This is a genomic window from Pseudomonadota bacterium (assembly GCA_026388255.1).
GTDB lineage: Bacteria > Desulfobacterota > Syntrophorhabdia > Syntrophorhabdales > Syntrophorhabdaceae > JAPLKB01.
In genome coordinates, this window is record JAPLKC010000089.1 from 1 (window position 1) to 24620 (window position 24620).

The 24620-nt window shown below is 43.7% G+C and carries 20 protein-coding genes and 1 tRNA gene; 5 read left to right on the top strand and 16 right to left on the bottom strand.

The genetic code is table 11. The features are described from left to right. Positions 1-117: 117 nt before the first annotated feature. The 10 genes from NT178_12365 to NT178_12410 form a co-directional block, all read right to left on the bottom strand. Positions 118-1212, bottom strand: a complete 1095-nt coding sequence (locus NT178_12365; GenBank protein ID MCX5813320.1) for an NAD(P)-dependent alcohol dehydrogenase — start codon at positions 1210-1212, stop codon at positions 118-120. Positions 1213-1355: 143 nt separating this feature from the next. Then, on the bottom strand, positions 1356-1619 hold the full coding sequence (locus NT178_12370; protein ID MCX5813321.1) for a MoaD/ThiS family protein: 264 nt from the start codon (positions 1617-1619) through the stop codon (positions 1356-1358). A gap of 37 nt (positions 1620-1656) precedes the next feature. After that, positions 1657-3390, bottom strand: coding sequence for an aldehyde ferredoxin oxidoreductase (locus NT178_12375; GenBank protein ID MCX5813322.1), 1734 nt, complete (start codon positions 3388-3390; stop codon positions 1657-1659). 222 nt (positions 3391-3612) lie between these two features. Then, entirely contained in the window at positions 3613-5052 is a 1440-nt protein-coding gene (locus tag NT178_12380) for an aldehyde dehydrogenase family protein (GenBank protein ID MCX5813323.1), read from the bottom strand. A gap of 223 nt (positions 5053-5275) precedes the next feature. After that, positions 5276-5938 (bottom strand): response regulator transcription factor, encoded by a 663-nt coding sequence (locus NT178_12385; protein ID MCX5813324.1) that lies wholly within the window; start codon positions 5936-5938, stop codon positions 5276-5278. Continuing rightward, positions 5935-9882, bottom strand: coding sequence for a PAS domain S-box protein (locus NT178_12390; protein ID MCX5813325.1), 3948 nt, complete (start codon positions 9880-9882; stop codon positions 5935-5937). Before NT178_12390 ends, NT178_12385 begins: the two co-directional genes overlap by 4 nt. A gap of 53 nt (positions 9883-9935) precedes the next feature. Further along, a complete protein-coding gene (locus tag NT178_12395) occupies positions 9936-10970 on the bottom strand; it encodes a rod shape-determining protein (protein MCX5813326.1) in 1035 nt (344 codons plus the stop codon). A gap of 26 nt (positions 10971-10996) precedes the next feature. Further along, entirely contained in the window at positions 10997-12367 is a 1371-nt protein-coding gene (locus tag NT178_12400) for a diguanylate cyclase (protein MCX5813327.1), read from the bottom strand. A gap of 15 nt (positions 12368-12382) precedes the next feature. Further along, the gene (locus NT178_12405; protein MCX5813328.1) at positions 12383-13453 is read right to left on the bottom strand and encodes a phosphoadenosine phosphosulfate reductase family protein; all 1071 of its coding nucleotides are present in this window, start codon (positions 13451-13453) and stop codon (positions 12383-12385) included. Continuing rightward, complete coding sequence (locus tag NT178_12410; protein MCX5813329.1) at positions 13450-13638, bottom strand: thiamine biosynthesis protein ThiS; 189 nt, start codon at positions 13636-13638, stop codon at positions 13450-13452. Before NT178_12410 ends, NT178_12405 begins: the two co-directional genes overlap by 4 nt. A 198-nt stretch (positions 13639-13836) precedes the next feature. On the opposite strand from NT178_12410, the gene clpB reads away from it, so the two are divergent. Both clpB and NT178_12420 read left to right on the top strand, forming a co-directional pair. Beyond that, positions 13837-16419 (top strand): ATP-dependent chaperone ClpB, encoded by a 2583-nt coding sequence (gene clpB / locus NT178_12415; GenBank protein ID MCX5813330.1) that lies wholly within the window; start codon positions 13837-13839, stop codon positions 16417-16419. Positions 16420-16649: 230 nt separating this feature from the next. After that, positions 16650-16724: transfer RNA gene (locus tag NT178_12420), tRNA-Val, on the top strand. A 26-nt stretch (positions 16725-16750) separates the two neighbouring features. Here NT178_12420 and NT178_12425 read toward each other — a convergent pair. Continuing rightward, positions 16751-17002, bottom strand: coding sequence for a hypothetical protein (locus NT178_12425; protein MCX5813331.1), 252 nt, complete (start codon positions 17000-17002; stop codon positions 16751-16753). 308 nt (positions 17003-17310) lie between these two features. Between NT178_12425 and NT178_12430 the strand changes: the two genes are divergently transcribed. After that, positions 17311-18294: a methyltransferase gene (locus NT178_12430; GenBank protein ID MCX5813332.1), complete on the top strand. Its 984-nt coding sequence runs from the start codon at positions 17311-17313 to the stop codon at positions 18292-18294. 3 nt (positions 18295-18297) lie between these two features. Here NT178_12430 and NT178_12435 read toward each other — a convergent pair whose 3' ends face one another. From NT178_12435 to NT178_12455, 5 genes are all read right to left on the bottom strand, one after another. Then, positions 18298-18873, bottom strand: coding sequence for a CDP-alcohol phosphatidyltransferase family protein (locus tag NT178_12435; protein MCX5813333.1), 576 nt, complete (start codon positions 18871-18873; stop codon positions 18298-18300). A gap of 9 nt (positions 18874-18882) precedes the next feature. Next, a complete protein-coding gene (locus NT178_12440; GenBank protein ID MCX5813334.1) occupies positions 18883-19974 on the bottom strand; it encodes an inositol-3-phosphate synthase in 1092 nt (363 codons plus the stop codon). Positions 19975-20068: 94 nt separating this feature from the next. Further along, positions 20069-20620, bottom strand: a complete 552-nt coding sequence (locus NT178_12445; protein MCX5813335.1) for a Fe-S-containing hydro-lyase — start codon at positions 20618-20620, stop codon at positions 20069-20071. Between the two features lie 87 nt (positions 20621-20707). Then, the gene (locus NT178_12450; GenBank protein MCX5813336.1) at positions 20708-21547 is read right to left on the bottom strand and encodes a fumarate hydratase; all 840 of its coding nucleotides are present in this window, start codon (positions 21545-21547) and stop codon (positions 20708-20710) included. A gap of 56 nt (positions 21548-21603) precedes the next feature. Next, entirely contained in the window at positions 21604-22941 is a 1338-nt protein-coding gene (locus NT178_12455) for an NADP-dependent malic enzyme (protein ID MCX5813337.1), read from the bottom strand. A 287-nt stretch (positions 22942-23228) separates the two neighbouring features. Here NT178_12455 and NT178_12460 point away from each other — a divergent pair, with 287 nt between their 5' ends. Together NT178_12460 and NT178_12465 are read left to right on the top strand one after the other, a co-directional pair. After that, positions 23229-23423 carry a hypothetical protein gene (locus NT178_12460; protein MCX5813338.1) on the top strand — a complete coding sequence of 65 codons (195 nt, stop codon included), beginning with the start codon at positions 23229-23231 and terminating at the stop codon, positions 23421-23423. Positions 23424-23534: 111 nt separating this feature from the next. Next, on the top strand, positions 23535-24527 hold the full coding sequence (locus NT178_12465; GenBank protein ID MCX5813339.1) for a hypothetical protein: 993 nt from the start codon (positions 23535-23537) through the stop codon (positions 24525-24527). The last annotated feature ends 93 nt before the right edge of the window (positions 24528-24620 follow it).

A 24620-nucleotide genomic window follows, 5' to 3' on the forward strand; every position in this document is an offset into this window, starting at 1 on the left:
GCATAATCCTCATACTTATAATTAGTTTCACCTTCTCGCTGTGACATCATGTACCTCCTTTAAATAATCAGAAAATAGCCTGACTTCATTCAATAGACTAAAATTCTACGTTTTAGACTAAGGACGCAGAATAGCTTTTAATGTTATTCCTTTCTCAGAGTCTTTGGCGGCCTGGTTAATCTGATCCAAGGTATAGAATTTAATCATCCGGTCAAAAGGAAAACGGCCACGCATATGAAGTTCTATCAGTTGAGGAATAAAAATATCGGGGTTTGAATCGCCTTCCACAATACCCAGGATCGTGCGCCCGTTCAGGATGTTTTGCATGTCCAGGATTGCTTCGGCGCCGAAAGGCGCAACACCGATAAGCCCACATGTACCGCCTATTGCTATGGCATCAACCGACTGACGAAAGACCTTTGGAATGCCGGTACACTCAAGGGAATAGTCAGCACCGGGACCGGTAATCTTTTGGATTTCTGCAACAGGATCCACCTGATCGGGGTTGATAGCATGTGTTGCTCCAAACTCCCTGGCAATTTTGAGCCGATCTTCATTGACATCAACTGCAATAATCGTGGTGCATCCACAGGCAAATGCAGCCATGATTGCGCTCAACCCCACAGAACCTATCCCGAAAACAGCAATAGATGAACCTGCCCTGGCGCGTAGAGAATTCAAGACTCCTCCTGCACCGGTCTGGAAACCGCAACCCAATGGACCAAGTATATCAAGAGGAACATCCTTACGAACTTTGACCACATTTCGTTCATTTGCAAGAACATGCGAAGCGAAGGACGACTGGCCGAAGAAAGCGCCGTTGATGGTTTCTCCGTCTTTGTGCATCGTAGACGTACCGTCGAAACGTACACCTGCGAAATTCGACCCGAGAAAATTTAAACAATGTGCAGGCACACCCTTTACGCAGGAAGGGCACGTCCCGCACGTAAGATAACTAAGTACCACGTGGTCGCCTGGAGCAACTTTTTTAACCCTCGACCCGACCTTTTCTACAACACCTGCACCTTCATGCCCGAGGACAGCAGGAAGCGGAAAGGGGAGATATTGCTCTCGCGCCACCAGATCCGTGTGGCATAGCCCTGAGCCTACAATGCGTATAACTACTTCGTTTTCCCTTGGATCATCGAGTTCAATATCTTCGATGAGAAAGGGGCCTGACTTCTCACGAACCACAGCAGCTTTAATTTTCATATTATGCCTCCTTTAAGGTTTGTACTTTTATATTCCAATGGCTTGCGAGGTCGTTCGCACACTATCCATCCAACACTTCCGGTTTGCTCACACATCTCACCGTTGCCCCTCTTTGCTGTTGTACATTATCATTTCCAGAGTCGCTACCCACCCGATACCTGAACGAAGATGCTGACCTCATCGGACTCTTGAAGCGTATCTGTGAGTCTTTTTGATAAACCTCTCACAAAGAAAACATGCGCCTCATTTTCGGGTATGCCGAGTACATTCAGCAGGTCCCTGATTGTCTGTCCTTCTTCCAAAATTATTGCTATGCCTTTGCTGTGATCGTATTCGGGTACATAATTTCTGAGTGTCCCGAATAGTTTCACATTCACCGAAAATGATTTATGCAACGGCCTATTCATAAATTACAATTAACAGATACTACAATGTACCTGCCTACTAAAGGTCACCCCACATACGGTCCAGCTCCTCGTCCGGAACAGTAAAGGTTACATTATGAGGAGGAAGCTTCTCCTCTTTCATAAATTCCGGCAAACGGTCGTCAAGGTTGGTCAAACCGGCTGCCTTATTGAAATCCCTTTCGGTTTTGATAACCTGAATCCCGAGTTTTATTGCATCATCAAGAGTCAAATCCGCTCCGTAAAGACCGCTCATCATTTCAAGAAACCCCTGCCCTCCTTCGGGGGTGCCCCCAACCACCATGTTCACAAACATACAAAGCCCTGTGCAATCCATTGCGGCTGTTACAACCTGTATCTGCTTGGAGATATCCACCTGACCGTCAGGCTTATGCGGGTCCAGAGTCCCTCCCATAACTTCAAGATTGAAATTGAGAACCCAGCCGGCAGTATGATCTGCACCCATAGGAGTAGTGGCATAGGTTACCCCCATTCCGTGAATCCCTCTGGGCTCATACATTGATATGCTCTGTTTCTTTACTACCGGTACCCGTCTTGCGCCAAATGCCCTTCCTGTGGACCAGGCGCCTGAACCCAGGATTCTCCCCAGTGGTGTGCCCTTGCCCACTTCTTCCAGAAGTTCCAACAGCCCATTTCCGTCACCAAAAGCTTTCACATCTGCTTCCATAGCAACACCTATTGTTCCGCCCATTTCCATTGTATCCATACCGCAGTCATCGCAAAGCCTGTCTGCCCTCGCAATGATGTCGAGGTCTGAAATACCGCAATTTGCACCAAAAAGACCAATTGTTTCATATTCAAGGGCAGATGTTATGTAGTCTCCTTTTTCATCAACATACACATTGGAACACTGTATAATACACATCGAGCACCCGGCATGAGACGGTTTCCCGCCTCGTTTGGTTATCAATTCATACATGTATTCACCGTTCACCTTATCTATCCCTTCGAATGTCCCTGCGCTAAAGTTTCTTGTGGGATATGCACCTGCAACGTTAAGGAGGCTGGCAATACCATTTGTACCATATAGTTTCAGATTCTGGCCTGTTTCAGGGTGATCCTGAATCGCCTTTACAAAAACCTTCATTCCTTCTTTGAATCTTTCAGGGTTAGCCACAAAAGCGCTTTCGCCGCCCTCATCATCAATAACAATTGCCTTGAGACCCTTCGACCCCATTACAGCGCCTGTTCCTCCCCGTCCTGCATGCCTGCATGGAAATCCGGAAGTGTCCGTGCTGGCAATAGTAGAAACAGGAAGTCTCATTTCACCGACAGGGCCAATTGAAAGAACGGCTATTTTCTTCCCATACTTTTCTTGAAGCTTCTCGGCAAGTTCATAGTTTCGCATGGAGCGGTATTCATCTGCGGCAATCAGCTCACCACCGCTCTTTGTCACACGGAGAACATAGAGCTTGCCTTTTTCAGGAAACCCCTCGACTATTATAGCGCCTACACCGAGCCTGCCCAGCCGATATGCAGCCGTACCGCCAACGTTACTCTCCTTAATCCCGCCGGTTAGAGGACTCTTTACCCCGATTGAAAGTCTTCCTGAATTCGGCGCATTCGTTCCGGCAAATGCACCCGGGGCTATTACCAGTTTATTGTGACTTCCCAGGGGCTCGCAGGTCGGTGGAACTTCCCTTGCAACAATCGTGGATGTAAGGCCTCTGCCAGCTAAACCCATATATTCTGTTGGAATTCCCTGCATAAAAGTTTTTACTTCCGACATGTTTACACGCAAAATATTTTTCATGGTTCTGCCTCCCTGTTAAGGATTGATTTTCTTTGTTTATTTTCTTAACAGGTAAGATATTACATTTTGCCATCATAACAGTCTATCCGTAGACATACGTATTTTGTTCCGGAATCTTCCGTAATTTTTGCCCTTCACCCTGTCTCCGTTATCCGGGATTGCCGCCGTGAATAAAGACGACACCCCTTCATGTGCTTATTATCGCATGTGGTTATCCTCCTTTCAGAACGGCAACATCCTTTTTGACTTCTGGATTGTTACCCACTTCAGTTCAGTGAGTTCCTCCAACGAATAACGGCCGCCTTCACGACCCTGACCACTTGCCTTGCAGCCGCCGAAGGGGCAGCATGCATCGGCATCAATAGAACCGTCGTTGACATGGACCATGCCTGCTTCCAGGCCTTCTGCAAGAAAGATGGCCTTCTCCAGATCTCTGGTTATGACACCTGCTGAGAGTCCATACATCGTGTTATTCGCAACCTCAAGGGCTTCTTTTTCATCATTAACCGGGATAATCGAGGTAACCGGGCCAAAGGTCTCCTCATGATATATGCGCATATCGGGAGTGATATTTATAAGTACTGTGGGATTGTAAAGTCGTCCTTCATACGTACCTCCGGTGAGAAGGGTCGCACCTTTGGCAACTGCATCCTTCACATGGGCATCAATACTTTGAATCTGATTGTCACTGATCACGGGGCCGATAAATGTGGTGGGGAGACTGGGGTCGCCGACAGGCAGATGTGCAGCCAATCCCGCCAATCCTGCTGAAAATTCCTCCACTATAGATTTTTCCACAATGACACGATCAACGGACATACATATTTCACCCTGGTGCAGGAATGCGCTGAATGCTGCAGACTTCACGGCATATTCCATATCTGCGTCGGCAAGAATAATAAGAGGGTTTTTTCCACCAAGCTCAAGGGTATATTGCTTCAATTTTGCCGCAGCCCTCATGGCAACATGGCGGCCTGTAACGGTCTCGCCTGTAATTGCAACAAAGGAACAGCGGTCATCGTCAATGAGCGCATCACCGAGAATACTTCCTGGTCCTGTTATGACGTTAAGGACACCGGGGGGAAGTCCGGCCTTCTCGAAGAGTTCCCCGATCTTAAGACCGATAACCGGCGTTTCGCTTGCCGGTTTCAAAACAACGGTATTTCCCGTCGCTATGGAGTAGGCCACTTTATACATTGAGAGAATCAGCGGAAAATTCCAGGGTGAAATGGCAAGCACCGTGCCTCTGGGCTTGCGGAGCGTCATGGAAAGCTTACCGAGGTCGTTATGGAACGTCTCGCCAAGTATACGTTTGCTGTCCGCAGCAGCAGTCTCAAGGAGATCTACTGTTTGGGAAATCTCGAACATGACCTTGCCGAAAACCCCACCCCCTTCCTGAGTTAGGACATCTGCAAACTCCTGCCTGCCAGCTTCGAGCAGTTGAGCTGCCTTATAGAGAATCTGTGAGCGCGTCAAGGGAGGTGTTGCCGCCCATTGTTTACGGGCAGCATAGGCCGCAGCCATAACACGGTCCGCATCCCTGGCATCCCCTTTTGGCACGTGTGCATATACATCCCCTGTGTAAGGGTTCATGTCATCAAAGGTTGCCCCGGACAAGGCATCCACCCACTGACCACCAATAAACATCTGATAGTTTTTCATATAAATCTCCTTTCTTACTATCGTTCCTCATATTCAATGCATTTCATTTGAATGAGGTGCGCTTTTACTATTCCTGAATGTATCCTAAGTATCCGATTCAGTATTGCATAGGAAATTGACTGTGTCTATCCGTAGTAATACGTAATTTATTGTTATAATATACGTAATTTGGTTTGTATAAGGTTTTATTGTCACATTGTAGCAGGCAAAGAAATTGTTTAAATTATACCAAATCTTCGGTTGGAAGCATGCCCTTTTTCAGGGCGTATTTGATAAGGTCAGTCTGGGTGTGAAGGCTAAGCTTCCGCATCATATTTGCCCTGTGTGTTTCCGCTGTTCGGGAACTTATGAAAAGCTTAGCAGCAATATCGGCGTTGCTATAACCTTCTATGGCAAGGTGGAGAACTTCTCTCTCACGGGTACTCAACGTATTATAGGGATCGAGAACAGTGTCTTTTGTCTGCTCCAGATAGGTGCCTATGGCACGCTCTGAGAGCGGGGGACTGAGATAATGGCGACCTGCCATAACCTCACGGATAGCATGGACCAGATCAGATATGTTGGATTCCTTAAGAACATAACCATATGCACCATTTCGTAATGCCTCAATAACGTAAGGCTCATTCATATACATGGACAGAACGAGAATCTTTGTTTTTGGGGAAAGCTTTGAAACTTGACGTGTTACCTCGAGTCCGTTCAAACCGGGCATCATTAAATCTACTACTAATACATTTGGTTTCAGACGCACGGTAAGGTCTACTGCTTTTAAACCATCACTGGCTTCGCCAATCACCGAAAAATCTGCATCATTTTCAAGTAATGCTTTTACTCCTTGTCGTACAATATGGTGATCATCGGCAAGGATAATACTGATTATGCTCATGATTCTCCGCTTTGTAGTGAGCTTATCGGAAACTCAGCCGAAAGACGGGTACCGGCACCAGGGTGAGCTTCAATAGTAAAGTGGCCTCCCAATAATACTGCCCGTTCACGCATCCCATTCAAGCCGCTTGTGTTGCCTGTTTTCAATACGGCCTCAGGGTTAAAACCAACACCATGGTCTTCGATCTGTACCCCCAACACTGCCTCGTCAGACCACAAACGCACTGTGGCCTCGTTTACCTTAGCATGACGGGCAACATTGGTCAATGCCTCCTGTATAATTCTAAAAACTGCCGTCTCCATTTCAAGGGGGAACTTCTTGTCGCTGAGACCCATGTGCTCGAATACCACATGAATATTCATCCGGCTGGTAAAGCGTTCAAAGTGCCAGGGCAGTGTGAGGAGAAGACCGAGATCATCAAGCATCGATGGCCTCAAATTTAGTGACAACTCACGAACAATAGCCACCAGCTTATTCACCATTGATTGGGCATTCATCAAACCTGCCTTTGTTTCTCCTGCTGATTGCAGAGCATTCATTTCGAGAGCAAATTTAAGGCCGGTCAATTGCTGACCTATTTCATCGTGCAGTTCCCGTGCAAGATATCTACGTTCAGCCTCCTGCACTTCAACCAGTTTTAAAGAAAGCGCTTTCATCTGCGCATGAGATTGCTTTACCTGTTCAAAAAGACGTGCGTTCTGTGTAGCAACTCCGATTTGTTTTCCGAGGGTTCTGAAAAAGGCTATCTGGCTGGCTTGAAATTTGCCGAATTCTTTATCTATAAGGAATATCATGCCCTGGATTTCGTTCTTTGCCTCAAGGGGAATGCAGAAAGAACTTTGCCATATACGGCGGAATTCATTGCTAAGCGAATCATTCGATTGTATAGGATAGACGTGACTTTTCACAACGGTGCTTTCACTTTTCTGCATAACCATTCCAGTGCCATAGGAGTCTACTGCAAAGGTTTCGAAATCATGGAGCATGGCAAAAGGCACCCCCCAGGACATTTCCATGCTGATCCTGTGGGTAACTTCATTGTAGAAGAAAATACCGCCTGTTTTAATATGCAATTTATCAATAAATACATTCTTTAGGGTCTCCAGAATTTCGGGCAGGTGGAGAGAGCTACTGACAGATGTAATAATATCGTTTAAAACCTCCAGCTCCAGGTTTCTTTCTCTGATTCGGTCTTCAGCTTCCTTACTCTTCGTAATATCCTCACAGGTCATTAATATTTCACCGGCCCCCAGTTGCACAGGAATGAAATTGATGTGTTTCATCATGCCGTCCTTGCACATCACCTTCCTCGTATACGGCCTTCCTTCACCAGGCTCTATTGATTTCAAAGCAATCCATTCCGACACAACCTCGTCACGATAAAATGGATCAGGATACGCCAGCGTAACCCAATCTCTTAAATTGGGTATATCAATAAGATCGTAACCGAATATTTCTTTAAATTTTGGATTCACGTATTTGAATGTATCATCAGCACCTATCATTACCATGCCTACAGGTGAACTCTCCGAAATGGTTTGAAATCTCTGTTTTTCCGCCCTTAGTTCTTCTTCTGCCTTTTTACGTGCTGTAACATCAGTGAGAACAATAAGGTTCCTGTCGCCCAGATAGGTTATCCGGAACTCTATATCCTTATATTGTCCGTCCTTGCAATCTATCCTGAATTCTACATCTTTACCGCGCCCTTCCTGTAATCTGTCGGCCTTCCAGAACTTTGCAACCCTCTCTCTGTATTCCGGGTCACGATAGGCCATTCGAGCCCAATCTCTAATTGTTGGAAGGTCCTCGATAGTATATCCGGTAATCCTCGTAAATTCAGGGTTGAAATATGCAAACCTGTCATTATCATCAAATAAAGCAATGCCATGGGGATTGTTCTTCATTACAGAGAAGAAGACTTCTCTTTCCTTGAAAACGAGTTCTTCCATACGTTTACGTTCCGTGATATCACGGGTGCTGGCAAGGATAAAATCTCCCTCAGGGAGAGACAACTTATTTAAGAATACCTCCACATCAAATACATAGCCGTCCTTTGGTCGTCTGCCTTTACACTCAAGGAACTGGTCTTCACCGGACATAACCTTCTTCCAGATGACAGAAAAATCCGGACGCCCATCGGGCACAGTGTAGTCCACAGTAATCAAACGACCTATTGCTTCTTCGCGGGTGCATCTATATCTATCCAGCATTGTTTTGTTTACATCAATCACCTTTCCATTAATATCATGAATAAAAACAGCATCATGTATATTATTAAAGACAGTTTTCAGATAATCTTTGGTGGCAAGAAGTTCTTTTTCCACCCTTTTACGTTCTGTGATTTCACGGATAACTGCAAGGACAAAATCTCCCTCAGGGAGAGACAACTTATTTAAGAATACCTCCACATCAAATACATAACCGTCCTTTGGTCGTCTGCCTTTGCACTCAAGGAACTGGTCTTCGCCTGACATGACTTTCTTCCAGATAGCAGGCATATCCGGACGCCCATCGGGCGAAGTGTAGTCCACAGTAATCAAACGCCCTATGGCTTCTTCCCGGGTGCTTTTATACATATCCAGCATTTTATCGTTGACATCTATCACTTTACCGTCAACATCATGAATAAAGACCGCATCGTGTATATTGTTGAATACCGTATTCAGATAATCTTTGGTGGCCGTGAGCTCTCGCTCGACCTTTTTACGGGCGCTAATGTCACGGACGCTCGCAAGAATCGAATTGCCGTCAGGTAGCGGCAGCTTCGTTAAAAACACCTCCACGTCGAACTCATAGCCATCCTTCGGCCGTCTACCCCTGCATTCGAAAGTCCCGTCTTCCCCTTCCAGAACTCTCTTCCAGATTGCGGGAAAATCCGGACGCCCATCCGGGGTAGTATAGTCCGGGATGATCATATATTTTAATGCCTCGGCGCGGGTGGTGAACTGATACATTTCAAGCATTTTGTCATTAACGTCTAAGACCTTTCCGTTAACATCATTAACAAAGACCGCATCGTGTATATTATTGAAGACCGTATCCAGATAACATTTGGTGTCCGTGAGTTCCCGTTCAAACCGTTTTCTTTCTGTAATATCGTGTACGCTTGCAAGGATAAAATCCCCCTCAGGCAGCGGAAGTTTCGTTAGCGCCACCTCCACGTCAAGGGTGGAACCGTCGCTTGGACGCCTTGCTTTCCACTCAAAGAACTGGTCTTCTCCGACCATCACCTTTTGCCAGAGAACAGGCTGATAGTCTCCCATGGTATTATCGGGGGCTGCAAAATCCGGGACGATGGAAAGGCCGACGGCCTCTTCACGGGTACACCGATAGATCTCAAGCATCTTGTCGTTGACGTCCACGATCTTCCCCATAAGATCATGGACAAAGACCGCATCATGGATCTTGTTGAAGACCGTATTAAGATAGTTCCTGGTAACAGTCAGTTCCCCTTGGACCCGTTTACGCTCCGTAATATCGTGTATGCTTGCAAGGATAAAATCCCCATCGGGCAGCGGAAGTTTCGTTAGCGCCACTTCTACATCAAGGGTGGAGCCGTCACTTGGACGCCTTGCTTTCCATTCAAAGAACTGATCTTCTCCTGCCATAACCTTTTGCCAAAGAACAGGTTGATAGTCCCCCATGGTATTGTCGGGAGCTGTAAAATCGGGAACAATGGAAAGTCCGATGGTCTCTTCACGGGTGCACCGATAGATCTCGAGCATCTTATCGTTGACGTCTACGATCTTACCTTCAAGATCATGGACGAAGACCGCATCATATAGGGCATTAAAGATAGCCCGATAGTCGGTCTCTGATACCTGCATCATCTCATGGGTGGGTTTACAACCTGATTTCCCTTCCACTGCTTTGTCTTGCTTTCTATGTAAATCCTGCAATCCCTGCTGCATTGGTCGGGATATATCTTCTTTCCTTTTAAACATTGATAGACCTTGATCTAAATGTCAGGAATCCACAGGCTTTAGCCGGTGGTGGGTCAATTAATAAATACTCTTTTGTATCTTTTCATATCCTCCAGGGCCTGTCCGGCACCCATAACTACAGACAGCAACGGTTCATCGTTTATTTTTACTCTTATCCCTGTCTCTGCCTCAATTCTCTGGTCAAGTCCTTTCAGCAAGGCCCCTCCGCCGGTTAATATCATACCCGTCTCATTTAAATCAGAAACAAATTCCGGCGGTAATTTTTCCAGAGCCCTCCTTACTGCATCAACAATTGCGGCAACGGGTTCTTCAATGGCTTCCCTTATCTCTTCCTCTGATATCTTTAAGATTTTTGGTATTCCGGTCAGCATATCTTTTCCAACAATACTCACAGGAATATTTCTGTAATTCATCGGATATATTGAGGCTGCCTCCATCTTAATCTTTTCAGCGGCAATTAAACCAATGGATAACTGGTGTTTTTTCTGAAGATATCTCACAATCGATTCATCAAGCTCATCCCCGGCAACCCTCAGAGATTCGCTATACGCTGTAGCAGAAAGGCTTATAATGGCCACCTCTGTTGTTCCTCCTCCTATGTCGACAACCATATTCCCCATTGGTTTCTCAATGGGCAGTTGCGAACCGATTGCAGCAGCCATCGGCTCCTCAATAAGGAATACATCCCTGATTCCAACATGAAAACAGGCGTCTACGACAGCTTTCTTTTCCACCTGTGTAATCCCGGAAGGTACTCCAACCACCATTTTCGGTTTTGAAATCTTTCTGTCCTTTCTGACGACCATAAGAAAATACTTTATCATGGCCTTTGTAACGTCGAAATCCGCAATTACCCCATCCTTCAAGGGCCTTATTGCACTGATATTAGGGGGCGTTCTCCCGATATATTCCTTGGCATCCCTGCCGACAGCAATGACCTTTCCATTAACGTTGTCCATTGCTACTACCGAAGGTTCATTAAGCACAACACCTTCTTCTTTCATATAAATGAGCGTATTTGCCGTACCGAGATCCATCGCAAGATGTGTGGAGAAAAAACCAAATAATTTACTAAAATAATCAATCATGCCCCCTCCTTTTTATGCCATCAGAATTAACGATCATTTCTTCCTTCAGCTCTATTGAGAAGTTCCCAGATACTTACTATGCCATCTTCGGGGAACTTTGCTATTCCTGTTTCTATACCACCTGAAATATCCGGGATATTTTCCTCTGCAACACTTTTTTTAATAGTATAGCCCAAAATCCTCATAATATTTTGTAAATCCACCCTCTCATCGCTTTTTAATAACACATAAAAATGACCGCCGCCTTTTCTTGTGATAAACGCTTGCCCTCCGACGCAATACCTTATAATTTTAAAAACCTTTTTTAAAAGATCATTCGTATAGCTTAAACCCATATGTTTATTAAACAAACGCATATTTTGCAGCTTAAGGGAAAGCAAAGAAAATTTGTCTCCTTTTTTCGTCATATTTTCAAGTATTTCAAGAAAAACCGGGAATTGGATGGAATCTGTTATCGGTTCAAAATCCCTTAATCTTTCCAGGTTTTCCTTCATCCACAAAGAAGAACAATACAGAGACAGAAGTGCTGAAACATTTCTTAAAATGCCTATTGATCGCTCACTTAAATTCTTATCTGAAACAGAAACATACCCTGTAATGCCTATTGTAATATCATCCGTAATCAATGGAAAACCGAAAAACTGCTTTGCCTTTAAAGACTCTCCGGAAAAAAATAACGGTTTTTCCCTCAAAAGCCTACTATTATAAGGAAGCAGGAGTTCTCTTCCACCTTCCATAACCATAGAGGCGATACTGGCGCCCAGGGTACATTCTTTTTTTATATATCCGTCTGAATCAATTCCAAAAAAATCATGGATAAACATCTTGCCGCTTTTTTCAATACAGATAAAACATAAATCGGCTCCGGAAAGGTCCAGGCACTCCGTAAACAATTCATTTAAAGAAATCCTTGAAAGATTCAGCTCGTTGAAGAGGTTTACAATTCTTCTTTCTGCATATAATTCTTCAATACTTTCTTCCATATCGAGAGTTCTCTTTTCCCTTTCGATCTCTTTATGGAGCATGGAAGCAAAAGCACCGAGTATCTTCTTTTCCTTATCGGTAAAGACCCATTTTTTCTTGCTGTCAACAACAATAACTCCTTTACCTTCAAGAGGGTATCCCATAAAAGATTTGATGCCTTCTGCCGAGTTATAATATCCGAGGGTATCCTCATCTTTGTCAAAATTGGGGATGATAAGAGGCTCATTATGCTTGATCACCCACCCGGGGAGTGTCCCTTCGATGAGTATATCCTTGTTTTTATCAAAACTGTTAGCGAACGTTATTGATGAAAGACATTTCAAACTGGAATGTTCTTTAAAAAACAATGCCACTGTAAAAGCCTCGTATATGTTGAATATAAGGTTTGAAAAACCGTCCAGCAGGATGCTCATAACAGCATTATGTCATTATCCCCCGGGGCTGTCAAGGCTGGATGGAGAATATTCTTCAAAAAAAACAGGTTCCTCTATCCCAAATTTTTCCAGTATCCTGCACATACTGCATTTCTCACCAAAAGCAGGGTATCCGCAAACTGCACAGTGGCCATCCTCTCTGCCCCTTTTTACATCATCATGAGCCGAATCCTCAAGGGTTTGGCTTCCAGGAAAGAGTTGAATATCTGTTGCATTGTCTTCCCTGGCTCCATCGACAGAACCTTGCATATTGGCCATATCCCGATCAATGGACTTAATCTTTTTTGTCATTCTCAGATAGCCCTTAATAAAACCAATTTTCGTCGCCGGTGATAATTCCTCTAATTTGTTAAGGATTCCTTTATACAGTAATGACTTGGCGCCGGTTGAAAAGGGGCATTCTTCATATATATAGTCTATCCCGTTTATGATTGCATAAGCTGCCATCTCCCGTTCCGAACATAAAAATAACGGCTTTGCCTTACTGGATAAGCGCCCTTCCCTGCCTTCCAGCAAAACATCTTTTTTCCACAAATATTCATCCTTCCAGTAGAGGACATTTCCCAGCAGAGCAGATGCCTCATCGTCAAGATTATGACCTGTCATAAGAACAGAATAGCCGTAATCCATACATACCTTATTCATAACATACCGCTTGACCATGCCACATGCGGAGCAAGGCACTCTCCTTAAGGTCTTCGCCAATTCTTCAATACCTTTTCCGAACATATCCCGGAAATGGAAAATAAAAACCTTTCTTTTTAAGTCGTCAGCCATTTTCTTTATTTTTAAAAGAGATATGTCAGAATAGTTCTCAATGCCGAGATCAATATAAATGCCATCAGCAGGGAATCCGAGTTTATTCATAATATGCCAGAGGGCAAGGCTGTCTTTCCCGCCTGATACTGCAACTACCGGAGTATCTCCGTCTTTTATCAGGGAATATTTGTTGATTGTTGTTAAAACCCTTTTTTCAATAAAATCGGTAAAATCCTCCGCGCACAAGGCAGTGTGATAAGCGCTTAAGCTGATGTTTGCCGGTTTACCGCATACCCTGCATTTCATCCGCCGGAGATTACCCTTATAAGTTTGACGTTGTCGTCCGCTCCCAGCTTGCAGTCTTCCGTCATCAGACTGCCGTTCGCGATGACAAGATGGGCTTCCCTGCTGAGAGAAAATTCCTCAAGAAGCTTTGAAACAAACATCGGTTTTTCAAATTCGTATACTTTGTTTTCCCATTCGACTTTCATCGTTTATTAGATAACACAACGAGGTAGTGTTGTCAAAGAGTAGCTGCCTGCTCTGTATAATGAATACTGCAATTGATTTTATAAAAATGGTGATTATATTAAATTCATCAGTCAGCATTCGACACTCGGCTGACAAAATAATTACAGGAATACAGCAGTAAATAGCAACAAAAAGTAAATCCATTACGAGGTGAAAATATGAACTTTGACAAGTTAACGATAAAAGCCCAGGAAGCTATAGCCGACGCCCAGAAAAGGGCAGAGAAAAACAGAAATCAAATGATTGAAAACGAACATCTTCTTTACAGCCTTATATCTCAAAAAGAAGGTGTTGTAAAACCGATGCTCGATAAACTGGGGGCAAACACGAGCTACATTATAAATGACCTGGAAAAAGCATTAAAGAAGTTTTCGCATGTAGAAGGCGCTGTGCAGGTTTACATATCGCCGCAACTGAAACAGGCAATAGACACGGCATTTGATGAAGCAGAACGATTGAAAGATGATTATGTAAGCGTTGAACATCTACTTATCGGTATAACAGAGGTTCACGAAGGGGCTGCTTCAGATATACTGAAAAGCTACGGTGTTACAAAAGACAAGATTTTTGCCGTACTGAAAGATATGAGAGGCTCCCAAAGGGTAACGGACCAGTCACCGGAAGAAAAATACCAGTCTTTGCAAAGATACTGCAGGGATTTAACAGAAGAGGCAAGGAAGGGCAAACTCGATCCTGTCATCGGCAGAGACGAGGAAGTAAGAAGGGTAATGCAGGTGCTCTCACGCAGAACAAAGAACAATCCCGTCGTTATCGGCGAACCAGGGGTCGGGAAAACTGCCATTGTTGAAGGGTTGGCCCAGAGGATTATAAGCGGCGATATACCGGAAACATTAAAAAACAAAAAAGTGCTTTCCCTTGACCTCGGGGCCATGCTGGCAGGAGCAAAATTCAGGGGTGAATTTGAGGACAGGCTCAAGGCTGTCTTAAAAGAGATTGATGAAGCTGCCGGCACAATAATCCTTTTCATAGATGAACTCCACACGATTGTCGGAGCCGGCAATGCTCAGGGAGCGATAGACGCATCAAACATGTTGAAGCCCGCCCTTGCAAGGGGCGAACTGCGTTGTATCGGGGCGACAACACTTGATGAATACAGAAAGTATATCGAAAAGGATGCTGCCCTTGAAAGAAGGTTCCAGCCAGTTTTTGTTGGAGAACCATCTATTGAAGAAACTATAGCAATATTACGGGGATTAAAGGAGAAATATGAGCTTCATCACGGCGTGAGGATCAAGGATTCGGCGTTGATTGCCGCGGCAACGCTTTCACACCGGTATATAACGGACAGATTTTTGCCTGATAAGGCAATTGACTTAATTGATGAATCATCTTCCAGATTAAGGATGGAAATTGACAGCGTACCGACGGAGATTGACGAGATAGAAAGAAAGATCATCCAGGTTCAGATAGAGATTGAAGCATTAAAGAAGGAAAAAGACGAAGCCTCAAAAGAACGGAAGAAGAAACTTGAAGAAGATTTGCTTGAATTAAAGACAGATGCCGGTGAAAAAAGAAAGCACTGGGGAAGGGAAAAAGAACTGATAAAGGCCATAGGAGAGATAAAGGAAAAGATCGACAGAGCAAAGACCGAGGCCGAGGAAGCGGAGCGCAGGGGAGATTTTGGCAGGGTCGCAGAAATCAGGTATGGCACAATTATAGCACTGGAGACGGAACAGAAAGAGAAAAATAAAGAACTTGCGGAATTTCAGAAGGGCAATAAGATGCTGAAAGAAGAAGTTGACGAGGAAGACATCGCAAGAGTTGTCTCCAAATGGACAGGCATACCTGTTTCAAAGATGCTTGAAGGCGACATGGAAAAGCTTGTCAACATGGAGGACAGGATACATAAGAGGGTTATCGGCCAGCACGAGGCTGTGGACGCCGTATCCAGCACAATCAGAAGGGCTCGCGCCGGTCTTCAGGACCCGAACAGGCCCCTTGGCTCCTTTCTGTTTCTGGGACCCACCGGAGTCGGCAAGACAGAGCTTGCAAAAGCGCTCGCGGAATTCCTTTTCGACGATGAACAGGCAATTGTGAGGATCGATATGAGCGAATTTATGGAAAAGCACTCCGTATCAAGGCTGATAGGCGCGCCTCCCGGATACGTAGGATACGAGGAAGGCGGCTACCTTACTGAAGCTGTAAGGAGAAGACCCTATTCTATCATCCTCATGGACGAAGTGGAAAAGGCACATCCTGAAGTATTCAATGTGCTTTTGCAGGTACTTGATGACGGCAGGCTTACCGACGGACAGGGCAGAACAGTGGATTTCAAGAATACCGTGATAATCATGACATCCAACATCGGAAGCCAGTTTATAACGGATTTCGGCGGCAAGGATTATGAAGAGATGAGAAAACAGGTGTCGGAAGCAATCAAGCTCCACTTCAAACCCGAGTTTCTCAACAGGATTGACGAGATTATTATATTCAGGTCGCTTTCCGCCGAGGACATAAAACATATTGCCGGTTTGCAGCTCACCATACTGGCAAAGAGGGTTGAAGAAAGAAAGATAGAGCTCATATTCACCGATAAGCTGAAAAACATGATTTCAAAGGAAGGATACGACCCCATTTACGGCGCAAGGCCCTTAAAACGGCTTATCCAGAAGAAACTGCAGGATGCACTTGCCATGATGGTTTTAAAAGGCGAAATAAAAGAAGGTGATACGGTTAAAGCAGATGTAAATGCAAAAGGAGAAGTGGTATTCAAACAATAAAATAGCGTCCGGTGGGCTGGATAATCCAGCCCCCAGCCTGTTTTTCATGCCAATTAGAATTCATTGATAGAACGAGGCAACGACGACGAGCCGACGCAGATGTACAGCACAGTACATCGAGGAAAGTGAGGAGGAGGTAACGAAGTTATATCATTGAAGGCGAATTGGCATTAGCAAGTTTCGCTTGACAATATCATGGAGTTGCTGATATATAAATCCATTCATATAATAGGCGCATAGCTCAGTGGGAGAGCGCTACCCTGACACGGTAGAAGTCCGGGGTTCAAAACCCCGTGCGCCTACCATTAAAATCTATAAATTACCTTGCCCATCAGTGATGAAATTCATTATAATGGTGCCCCTCTCCATTGCGTGATAACGGCAGAAACCCTGTTCCAATAAAAATCAAAAATAGATCAAAAAGAATAATATACTTGTAGCGGACTGCAATCCTGGGCTTAAGTATCATGCTGCCGAACCTGAAATACCTCCTTTCTTTTTTTAGGGCAAGATTTAAATTATCAAGCATTTCATCAAATTCTGATGGTTTAGTCCAATTTTTATCTCTTATTACAATTTCCATATGATTGAGGTTCCACGATAAAGATGCATCTGCATCATATCCTGTTACAAAGATCAACAAATACAGCGGCGTAAACATGCCAACAAGGATGAGGATTATGTACACCCCCTATATTTACTACTATAATTATAGCGGCAAAAATGGATATGTAAAGATACGGGGAGAAGATCATTTTAGACGTAGCTTCAGGGGCTCAAAAACTCTGGTGATAATAATTCTGGACGAATGTATATTGTATTGTTATTATTATTCTATATCCAGATAGTTATGGGCAACGGTCTACTTAACCATAAGAAAGGAGAGTGTCAATGCTGAATGAAGCTATTATGGCAGAAGCAAGAAGTTTTATGAAAAGCCGGGTAATTCTCACAGCAGCAGAGCTTGACTTTTTTACTTTTCTTGATAAAAAGCCTGCCACTGCGAAAGAGATAGTAAAACAGCGCGGCCTTGATTTGCGGGCCACAACCAGAGTCCTGGATTGTCTTATTGCTTTAGGGCTGCTGCAAAAAAATTCCGATCTTTATGGAAATACAGAAATGGGGTCATACTTTTCGGCTCATCATCCCGAAACTGTCCTGCCTGTGATTATCCATTGGAATCACCTCTGGACAAGCTGGAGCGAACTTACCGATATTGTAAAAAAAGGGACCGACAAAAAATCAAGTGCCGGCGTCAAATTCAGCGATACAGAGATGAAGGCCTTTGTCGGTGCAATGCATGTAATTGCGCACAATCTCTCCCGTGAAATAGCAGGTGTCTACGATCTCAAACCATACAAGCGTCTTCTTGACATCGGGGGAGCATCGGGTACCTATACGACAGCATTCCTCAAGAAAAATCCACGCATGAAGGCTATAATTTTTGAATTGGAGGATGTTATCCCTCTGGCTCAGGAAAGGCTCAAGACGGAAGGTCTTTCAAAACGTACGGAATTGATAGCAGGAGATTTCTATCAGGATGAACTGCCGAAGGGATGCGGCCTGACACTACTTTCAGCGATCATTCACCAGAACAGCGAGGAAGATAATTTTCGTCTCTATCAGAGGGTTTTCCGTGCCCTTGAACCCGGGGGTACAGTGCTTATCCGTGACCATGTTATGGATGAATCCCGCATATACCCTCCTGCAGGGACTTTATTTGCAATTAACATGCTTGTACAGACCCGTGGCGGCGACACCTATACTTTCCAGGAAATAAAAGAAACGTTAGAAAAGGCCGGTTTCGTTGATGTAAAGCTAATAAGAACCGGGGAAAAAATGGATTGTCTGGTGGAAGCTCGAAAACCGGCATAGATATCAACTGTTCTTTTTCACAAATACTATTCGCTGGATTACAGTAACATGGGTTAATACTGCAAGGATGAGAACAGCATATTCCAATACATTAAAACAAAGGCCGATAAAAAGTATTACCAACCGCTCCGGCCTCTCGAGGATGCCCGTATTGCAGTCAAGGGATGCGGCTTCAGCCCTTGCCTTTGCATAAGGGATAATTGCAGCGCCGATAGAAGCAATAAAAACGATAATCGAATAAAAGGACTCACCATGCCGCAAAAAATGAATAAATATGCCAAGCATGATAAGAAGGTCTACATACCTGTCAAGGACAGAGTCGAGGAACCCGCCGAAACGTGTTACTCTGTTCATATGCCTTGCAACTGCTCCGTCCATAAGGTCGAAAAAGCCGGAAATCGCAAGCAATATCCCCCCTGTCAGCATATAATCAAAGGCTATAAAGGCAGATGCGGCAAAGCCGAAGGGAATCCCGCAAATCGTTAATATATTAGGATTTACTGACCTGTTTTTAAAAAAGAAACGATAAGTCCCAAGAATTACAGGATCAAGGGCATGTCCTATTTTAGAACTGATCAAAGGCGGTTCCTACCTCTCCCTTTCACCCCTTATGAATTCTTCGACCATGTTTTTTGCGATACTATCGGGAAATTGTTTGATCGGATGCTTCATGGTATAGGCCGAAATTGACTCAAGCACACCGGCCGCCTTTCTGTCCCTCGCTACCTTGCAGCATCTTATTGCGTCTATGATACAGCCACCGCTGTTCGGCGAATCCTCAACGGACAGCCTGAGCTCCATATTAATGGGAATGTCGCCAAAGATTCTGCCCTCTATCCTCATAAAACAGACCTTATTGTCGTTCTGCCAGGGTACATAATCAGAGGGACCGATATGGATGTTTTCCGTAGGCATTGGCACATCCAGCAATGATTGAACCGCTTCGGTTTTTGATATCCTTTTTGATACAAGCCTGTCCTGATTGAGCATATTCAAAAAGTCCGTGTTGCCGCCGGTATTTAATTGATATGTCCTGTCAATTTTAACGCCCCTGTCGTCAAAGAGCTTAATAAGGGCTCTGTGTATGATTGTTGCGCCGATTTGAGATTTTACATCATCACCTACTACAGGTATGCCTTTTTGTTTAAACCTTTCCGCCCAGCCTTCATCGGAAGCAATAAATACAGGTATGCAATTAATCAGACTTGTCCCGCTTTCAAGACAGCATTCCGCATAAAACCTTGCCGCTTTTTCAGAACCGACTGGAAGGTAATTTACCAGGATCTCCACGTTTCTATCCTTCAATACCTTTACAATATCCACAGGTTTTTCATCGGACACCAGAAAAATTCTTTCTTCAGGATAATCTTTCATATGCGGAGAAACACCATCCAGTATGTGTCCCATAGAAACGGTTATATCAGGTTGGATTACATCCTTATCAATAAGCTTCGTACAATTCGGCAGGGCAAAAATCGCGTCTTTAATGGATTTACCGACTTTCCGCTTATCAATGTCGAAAGCTGCAACGACTTCTATATCTTCAGGTTTGTAACCGCAGATCTCAAAATGCATAAGTCCTATAAGTTCATCTCTTTTCTTTGAGTAATAACTTAAACCCTGTATAAGAGCACTCGCACAATTGCCAATCCCAACAATTCCGATGCGTATCTTACCCATCCATTAACCTCTTTTTGCGATTTTTTTTCTTTTAAAACATTTGCATCCAAAAGTCAAAGTAAATTAAATTCCCAAGGGTATCAACTATGGGAATCTATTTTTTATACTTCTGCATCCCGGCATCATATAAATCATTTCCGTATATATCGTTTATTACAAATAACGGCAAATCCTTAACCTCAAGTTTCCTGACGGCTTCAGGCCCAAGCTCTTCATAAGCTATGACCTCGGAAGATACAACACATTTGGAAAGCAGGGCGCCTGCGCCGCCTGTTACTCCAAAATATATGCTTTTGTATCGTCTCATAGCATCTTTCACCGGCTGTGACCTCTTTCCCTTTCCGATCATTCCTTTTAGTCCCATTGATATGAGCGTCGGCGCATAGGCATCCATCCTTGAACTTGTAGTCGGACCACAAGCACCTATTACTTTTCCCGGAGATGCAGGGGAAGGTCCACAATAATAGATAACCTGATCCTTTATCTCAACCGGCAGGTTTTCGCCTTTATTTAAGGATTCAATAAATCTCTTGTGGGCAGCGTCACGTGCAGTATATATATACCCGTTTAAAAAAACCTTTTCGCCTGCCTTAAGTTGTTCAATCACATCTTCCGTTAACGGTGTTATGATACGTTTTATCTCCATTTTATTCCTCTTAATTACTGCCAAAAATAAGAAATATTGAAATTGAGAAGATACAAACAAACTTCCCGGCTTCTTAATCTCTGCATTTTAAATTACAACCTCTTTGATCCGGTGTGCATGACACTGGATGTTCACCGCCACAGGGAAAGAGGCAATATGGCAGGGCAGCATCTTTATATGGACGTCAAGGGCTGTCACCGTCCCTCCGTAGCCCTGAGGTCCTATGCCGGTTTTATTGATCTCCTCAAGGATTTCTGCCTCAAAGGACGCAAGGGACGGATCGTCGTTCCGCACGCCAATGGGAACCATCAGGGCTTCCTTTGAAAGAAGGGCGGACGTCTCGAAGTTGCCGCCTATTCCGATGCCTACAATAATCGGCGGGCATGGATTCGGCCCTCCTTTATTTACCATCTGAAGGACAAAGGACTTCACACCCTCTTTACCTTCCGACGGAACGAGCATTCTCACTTCCCCGTAGTTTTCACTGCCGCCACCCTTCGGGAGTACAACAATCTTTACGCGGTCTCCAGGCACAATCTTTACATGCAGGATAGCCGGGGTGTTATCGCCGGTATTTTTCCTAGTAATCGGGTCACAGCAGGATTTTCGCAAATATCCATTTTTATAGGCCCTTCTCACTCCTTCATCAACTGCATAAGCAAGCATGCCCCCTGTTATATGCACATCCTGTCCTATTTCAATAAATGTTATCGCCAGCCCTGTATCCTGACATATCGGTATTCCTTCGCTTCTTGCAAGATCGGCATTAGCCATCAGTTCCCTGATAACTTCTCTTCCAACAGGAGATTCTTCCTTTTCTATCGCCTTTTCAAGGGCCTTGCAGACATCATCCGGCAAATTTATATTTGCATCGATAAACAACCTTTCCAAGGCAGATATAATATCATCGACATGAATCTCTCTCATTTATGCTCCATTTGTTCTATTGTTTACCATTCTTTAAAGGGTCTGTCCGTTATTCACTATTCTACATATGGTGCGATTATTCCTTTCTCCATCATCAGTCCGACTTGCTCACGAGCCCTTCTTATCTTTGTTTCAGCCATGTTAAACAATTCCTTTTCGCTTAATTTCAATCTTGCCACACCCTGCTCTATTGCCTTTTTTGCCACTGCCACTGCTTCTCTCGGGAACACTTCCCATTCATCCATGGTGGGCAGAAGGTAATCTTCGTGTAATCCTTTATCTTCCGCACATTTGGCAAGTTCATAGGCAGCGGCAATACACATTTCATCGGTGATTGTTCTTGCCATCACATCCAGTGTACCTCTGAATATGGCAGGGAAACCGACGGAATTGTTTACCTGATTCGGGAAATCGCTCCTGCCGGTAGCAACAATCCTTGCGCCAGCCTCTTTTGCTTCCCATGGCCATATCTCCGGGATAGGGTTTGCGCATACGAAAACAATGGCATTATCTGCCATTTTCGCAATCCATTCCTTCTTGATCGTATCAGGTCCTGGCTGTGAAAGGGCTATTAAAACATCCTGACCCTTTATTGCTTCTTCCATATCCCCATCTCTATTTTCAGCATTTGTTATCCGGCAGAACTCCATTTTTTCTTTATGGGTTGGTTTTATATCATCCCTTTTCCTGTTAAGTATGCCTTTACTATCAACAACAATGAATTTGTTTGGGTCAGCGCCTGCCTTTATGATCATCTTTGTTATACAAACATTGGCAGCGCCTATGCCTATCATGGTGATCTTTACATCCTGGATCTTCTTCTTTACGATCTTTAAGGCATTAACAAGCGCGGCAAGGGTAACTGCTGCCGTCCCCTGCTGGTCATCGTGCCATACGGGTATCGGCGCTTCAGCCCTCAGTCTTTCAAGGATATAAAAACATTTCGGGTTCTCTATATCTTCGAGGTTTATTCCCCCAAAAGAAGGGGATATATATTTTACGGTTTTTATGATTTCATCAGGGTCTTTCGTATCAAGGCATATGGGGAAGGCATCAACACCGCCCAGATATTTGAAGAGCAACGCCTTTCCCTCCATAACCGGAAGGCCTGCCATTGGCCCTATATCTCCAAGACCGAGCACCCTTGTACCGTCTGTAACTATTCCAACCATATTCGCCTTGTTTGTATATTCAAATACCATATCCGGGTTTTTGTGAATCTCCTTGCATGGCTCAGCTACTCCTGGCGTATACCATATGGCAAAATCATTTACGTCTCTGATAACACATTTCGGTACCACCTCTATTTTACCCTTGTAAAAGGGGTGCATCTTCATTGCATCCCGGGCCGGTTTTTTAGCCTTTTCTATAAGTTCTTCCTTTGTTATCTTCACATCTTCCACGTCCACTCCTCCGTAAGGTATTATTTAAATCCTGATCAATTCAATTTGCAGTGAATATTGTATAGCTAATTATAAAAATTACAAAGAAAAATATCTTTTATATTAAATCATATCATACGGGGTATATAAGGATTCTGCAAACACGCTGTGAGCCAATATACCGATAATCATCTATGCTTCCTCCGAACAATTCCCTCCAGAATAATTGTTTACTTATTTTCTCATCATATAACGACATAAATCAATACAACAATTTTCGGCTTGCAATGGAAACATAATTGGAAGATAATGAATTTATGGGCAGGGGGCTGATGTTATTGGAAGCAGATTTCTTTTCATTCATAAAGTCAAAAAACAAATCAAAAAATCCTGTCATGACATCCTTTAAAACCACCTTTGCCAAATATCATATAAAAAATTATGTTCCATTTTTCTATGTAATATCAGCAAATACCATTAAGATAAATGATTAATCTTCAATAAAGCAATATTTTGAGAGTTTTTTGTGTTGAGTATTTTGTTAAGTTTAAGAAAAAGTATATTGGTATATTAATTGTTATGAATAAAGAATATGCGAGATAAATATGGAACAATTGATCTACTACCCAGGCTTTGAAATAAAAGATCACGACTGGCTCAAATTTGCGCTCCTATATATCGATGAACTTAATCCCATCATTCCTACCGCTGGTGATATTTTCCTCACTGAGTTACACCGCAAACTTACAGAAGAGACCGACCTGATTAAACCGCACAGGCCGAACTATGAAGAGGGAATGAACGCAACCTTTGATGCCCTCGATATTGTTGAAAAGATTATTAGAAACCCATCACGCTATTTGCGATTATTCGGCACAAGCAAAATCATCGAGAAATGGCAGCAGCCAGAAAATCATAACTATACACTCTTTGAAGACAAATATACTTACGAATGGGAACAGTTTTGTAGAAATGCGAAATTGTCAACCCAGTCAGATCTTGGGATAATGCTTCCGAAAGAATTAGGCTTAATATACATGACAATTCTTGCAAATGCTATCTCTGAATCGCGAGGCATATCATCTATAACTGATTATAAGGCCTTAGATAATTTATCAATACTTATTCGTCGTACCACCGATCCTTTAAAAAAGATGAGTACTGCAAAAAGTATAATAAATTTGAAACTACCTGCTAACCTGCGAGACGTTGCTGTAGACAAAATTATTAAATTCAGAAATAGACCTCAGTTCAAAATAAAGTTAAATTCGTTTCATCAGGAGCTAAACAATTTCTTGTCGAACATCGAAGTGGGTAATACTGCATTTGATTTTATTGAATCTTATGAGCAAGTTTGGTCCGATTTTTCTGATGAATTAGTCCAACTTGGGACAGGTATTGTTACTTTGGGTTTGGGTATCTGGATTGCTATTAGTTCTCCCGAAATCACGACTGCGAAATATTTGAAAGAGGTCGTTGCTGCTGGCACCACCCTATCTGTCGGATCATTAATTTCATTAAGGAATGCATGGAAAAAGACACAGCCAAAGAGGTTCACAAGAAAATACTTAGCTGACCTACAAAAGATAAATGATTAGTAAAGGGATTCATAACCAAGGCATGCAGCTAATCGGCCTGAAATCAGGCCTCTCGCTGATGCCCGGTGTTAGCTTTCACTGATCTCAAACCAA

What these genes read in the sequence shown, in the direction of transcription:
- NT178_12365 (MCX5813320.1), bottom strand. Translation starts at nt 1,212, where the DNA reads ATGAAAATTAAAGCTGCTGTGGTTCGTGAGAAGTCAGGCCCCTTTCTC.
- NT178_12370 (MCX5813321.1), bottom strand. Translation starts at nt 1,619, where the DNA reads ATGAATAGGCCGTTGCATAAATCATTTTCGGTGAATGTGAAACTATTC.
- NT178_12375 (MCX5813322.1), bottom strand. Translation starts at nt 3,390, where the DNA reads ATGAAAAATATTTTGCGTGTAAACATGTCGGAAGTAAAAACTTTTATG.
- NT178_12380 (MCX5813323.1), bottom strand. Translation starts at nt 5,052, where the DNA reads ATGAAAAACTATCAGATGTTTATTGGTGGTCAGTGGGTGGATGCCTTG.
- NT178_12385 (MCX5813324.1), bottom strand. Translation starts at nt 5,938, where the DNA reads ATGAGCATAATCAGTATTATCCTTGCCGATGATCACCATATTGTACGA.
- NT178_12390 (MCX5813325.1), bottom strand. Translation starts at nt 9,882, where the DNA reads ATGTTTAAAAGGAAAGAAGATATATCCCGACCAATGCAGCAGGGATTG.
- NT178_12395 (MCX5813326.1), bottom strand. Translation starts at nt 10,970, where the DNA reads ATGATTGATTATTTTAGTAAATTATTTGGTTTTTTCTCCACACATCTT.
- NT178_12400 (MCX5813327.1), bottom strand. Translation starts at nt 12,367, where the DNA reads ATGAGCATCCTGCTGGACGGTTTTTCAAACCTTATATTCAACATATAC.
- NT178_12405 (MCX5813328.1), bottom strand. Translation starts at nt 13,453, where the DNA reads ATGAAATGCAGGGTATGCGGTAAACCGGCAAACATCAGCTTAAGCGCT.
- NT178_12410 (MCX5813329.1), bottom strand. Translation starts at nt 13,638, where the DNA reads ATGAAAGTCGAATGGGAAAACAAAGTATACGAATTTGAAAAACCGATG.
- clpB (MCX5813330.1), top strand. Translation starts at nt 13,837, where the DNA reads ATGAACTTTGACAAGTTAACGATAAAAGCCCAGGAAGCTATAGCCGAC.
- NT178_12425 (MCX5813331.1), bottom strand. Translation starts at nt 17,002, where the DNA reads ATGGAAATTGTAATAAGAGATAAAAATTGGACTAAACCATCAGAATTT.
- NT178_12430 (MCX5813332.1), top strand. Translation starts at nt 17,311, where the DNA reads ATGCTGAATGAAGCTATTATGGCAGAAGCAAGAAGTTTTATGAAAAGC.
- NT178_12440 (MCX5813334.1), bottom strand. Translation starts at nt 19,974, where the DNA reads ATGGGTAAGATACGCATCGGAATTGTTGGGATTGGCAATTGTGCGAGT.
- NT178_12445 (MCX5813335.1), bottom strand. Translation starts at nt 20,620, where the DNA reads ATGGAGATAAAACGTATCATAACACCGTTAACGGAAGATGTGATTGAA.
- NT178_12450 (MCX5813336.1), bottom strand. Translation starts at nt 21,547, where the DNA reads ATGAGAGAGATTCATGTCGATGATATTATATCTGCCTTGGAAAGGTTG.
- NT178_12465 (MCX5813339.1), top strand. Translation starts at nt 23,535, where the DNA reads ATGGAACAATTGATCTACTACCCAGGCTTTGAAATAAAAGATCACGAC.